The sequence below is a fragment of the Streptococcus sp. GMD3S genome, from assembly GCF_000298695.2.
Taxonomy (GTDB): Bacteria; Bacillota; Bacilli; order Lactobacillales; family Streptococcaceae; genus Streptococcus.
On the sequence record NZ_AJRC02000035.1, the window covers coordinates 1 to 2933 of the forward strand.

The 2933-nt window shown below is 41.9% G+C and carries 4 protein-coding genes and 1 pseudogene; all 5 read left to right on the plus strand.

The genetic code is table 11. The annotated features are described in order from the left end of the window. Positions 1-199: hypothetical protein (locus GMD3S_RS10480; RefSeq protein WP_033587332.1), on the plus strand; the 199-nt coding region annotated here is incomplete at its 5' end. Between the two features lie 47 nt (positions 200-246). Continuing rightward, positions 247-858, plus strand: coding sequence for a hypothetical protein (locus tag GMD3S_RS0209330; protein ID WP_000806746.1), 612 nt, complete (start codon positions 247-249; stop codon positions 856-858). An 11-nt stretch (positions 859-869) separates the two neighbouring features. Continuing rightward, positions 870-2204 (plus strand): UDP-N-acetylmuramate--L-alanine ligase, encoded by a 1335-nt coding sequence (murC, locus tag GMD3S_RS0209335; RefSeq protein ID WP_000048075.1) that lies wholly within the window; start codon positions 870-872, stop codon positions 2202-2204. 9 nt (positions 2205-2213) lie between these two features. Continuing rightward, positions 2214-2681 carry a GNAT family N-acetyltransferase gene (locus GMD3S_RS0209340; protein WP_000405316.1) on the plus strand — a complete coding sequence of 156 codons (468 nt, stop codon included), beginning with the start codon at positions 2214-2216 and terminating at the stop codon, positions 2679-2681. Further along, positions 2678-2933: pseudogene (locus tag GMD3S_RS0209345) on the plus strand (GNAT family N-acetyltransferase); the annotation flags it as partial. The gene GMD3S_RS0209340 and the pseudogene GMD3S_RS0209345, both read left to right, overlap by 4 nt.

A 2933-nucleotide genomic window follows, 5' to 3' on the forward strand; every position in this document is an offset into this window, starting at 1 on the left:
TGCCCATCGTATGGGACAGGAGCAGAAGGTAGAGGTTTATCGCTTAATTACAAAAGGAACCATTGAAGAGAAAATCCAAGAACTTCAAGAACAAAAGAAACATTTGGTTTCCCAAGTTTTAGATGGTACGGAGTCGCGTGCGAGTCTCAGCCTGGCAGAAATTCGTGAAATTTTGGGAATTTCTGAAGCCAGCACTTGAAAAATCAAGACAATACGCTATAATGAAGTGTTGAAAGGAAATACAAAATGAAACAAGATCGATTTCCATTGGTGTCAGATGATGAGATCATGCTGACCAAAATGCCAGTCATGGACTTGTACGATGAGTCAGACTTTATTAGCAATATCAAAGGTGATTACCGCGATAAGAACTATTTGGAATGGTCTCCTATTAATGAAGAAGAAACCGTAGTTTCTCCAGTGGTTAATAAGGAGTCAAAACCAAGTCCAGAACCTAAAAAAGTTGAAAAAACCTATGCTGAATTGGCTCGAGAAGAGGCGCGAGCGGATCTGAAGAGGAAACGTTCAGCTAAATATTTGACTCAGGATGTTAGTCATACTAGACGACACAATGGTTCAACACTTGTTCGTCAAGGAAACCAACCAACAGCACCATTTCAAAAGGAAAATCCAGGTGAGTTTGCCAAATTTAGCAAAAACTTGAGCCAGTCTCACTATATCTTAGCTGAGGAGATTGGCCAAGTGGCGAATCCAACTCCGAAAACCCAAACGGAAAAAGCTAAAAAGAACAACTACGATTTTCTAAAGAAGAGTCAAATCTATAATAAAAAGAATAAGCAAACGGAACAGGAACGTCAGGTTGCCCAAGAGTTGAATCTGACAAGAATTACTGAGTAGGGGAGAAAAGCATGTCAAAAACATATCATTTTATTGGAATCAAGGGATCAGGGATGAGTGCCTTGGCCTTGATGTTGCACCAAATGGGACACAAGGTTCAAGGTTCAGACGTTGAAAAATACTACTTTACTCAACGTGGACTAGAGCAGGCAGGGATTGCCATTCTTCCTTTTGATGAAAAGAACCTACAAGGTGATGTGGAGATTATCGCGGGAAATGCCTTCCGTCCAGATAACAACGTTGAAATCGCCTATGCAGATCAAAATGGTATCAGCTACAAACGTTACCATGAATTCCTAGGTAGCTTTATGCGTGACTTTGTCAGCATGGGGGTTGCAGGAGCGCATGGTAAGACATCAACGACTGGGATGCTGTCTCACGTTTTGTCTCACATCACAGACACCAGCTTCTTGATTGGTGATGGGACAGGTCGTGGTTCAGCCAATGCCAAATATTTTGTCTTTGAATCAGACGAATATGAGCGCCATTTCATGCCTTACCACCCAGAATACTCTATCATCACCAACATTGACTTTGACCATCCAGACTACTTTACAAGTCTAGAGGATGTTTTCAATGCCTTTAACGACTATGCCAAACAAATTAGTAAAGGTTTGTTTGTATACGGTGAGGATGCTGAGTTGCGTAAGATCACAGCCAATGCGCCAATCTATTACTATGGGTTTGAAGCAGAAGGCAATGACTTTGTAGCTAGCGATCTTCTTCGTTCTACGACTGGTTCAACATTCACCGTTCACTTCCGTGGACAAGAGTTGGGTCAATTCCACATTCCAACCTTTGGTCGTCACAATATCATGAATGCGACAGCTGTTATTGGTCTTCTTTACACAGCTGGCTTTGATTTGAACTTGGTCCGTGAACACTTGAAAACTTTTGCAGGTGTTAAGCGTCGTTTCACTGAAAAAATCGTCAATGATACAGTGATCATTGATGACTTTGCCCACCATCCAACAGAAATCATTGCAACCTTGGATGCAGCTCGTCAGAAATACCCAAGCAAGGAAATCGTGGCAGTCTTCCAACCGCATACCTTTACAAGAACCATTGCCTTGTTGGACGAATTTGCCCATGCATTGAATCAAGCAGACGCCGTCTACCTAGCGCAAATCTATGGATCAGCCCGTGAAGTGGACCATGGTGATGTCAAAGTAGAAGACTTAGCCAATAAAATCAACAAGAAACACCAGGTTATCACTGTTGAAAATGTCTCTCCACTCCTAGACCATGACAATGCGGTTTACGTCTTTATGGGTGCAGGAGACATCCAAACCTATGAATATTCATTTGAACGTCTCTTGTCTAACTTGACAAGCAACGTCCAATAAGGAAAACAGATGGAAATTCCAATCACTATAAGGCAAGCTACCTTATCAGATTTAGAAGAAATGTTGGCGATTGAAGAAGCCAATCCTACATCAGAAGAGTCACTTAGCCGCCAATCTTTAGAAGAGAGTATCCGCAAGACTGCGGGTACCTTTCTTGTAGCTGGGGATGAAAATCAGCTCGTGGGCTATATTTTAGGAGAAGCTCAGTCTATTCATCCCAAATGGATAGAAGTAAAATCATTGACCATTCATCCTGACCATTGGGGGCAGGGGTTGGGAACTCTTCTTCTTGCGGCCTTGAAACAGGTGACAGTCGAACTAGATTATCAAGGTATTCTTTTGCAGAGTCCTGATGAACTACTATCATATTTTGAAATGAATGGCTTTGTTGAAGAAGAAGTGTCAGAGAGTCATTATGGCAGTGGTTCTGAATGGTATCTGATTTGGGAAAATCCTTTTTATCAGGAGGAAATATGAAAATCAGACAAGCAAGATTTTCGGATTTAGATCGGATTATAGAGATAGAGCTAGAGAATTTTTCCCTTGAAGAAGCCATTCCTCGTTCGGTCTTTGAGGCGCATTTGCGGGAAATTCAGACCAGTTTTCTGGTAGCTGAAAAAGAGGGGCGTATTCTTGGTTATATCGAAGGTCCAGTCGTCCCACACCGCCATCTAGATGATCAGTCTTTTACAGAAGAAATAAAAGACTATAGCCATCAACCTGGAGGTT

Coding starts and splice junctions, on each gene's coding strand:
- GMD3S_RS0209330 (WP_000806746.1), top strand. CDS start 247: ATGAAACAAGATCGATTTCCATTGGTGTCAGATGATGAGATCATGCTG.
- murC (WP_000048075.1), top strand. CDS start 870: ATGTCAAAAACATATCATTTTATTGGAATCAAGGGATCAGGGATGAGT.
- GMD3S_RS0209340 (WP_000405316.1), top strand. CDS start 2,214: ATGGAAATTCCAATCACTATAAGGCAAGCTACCTTATCAGATTTAGAA.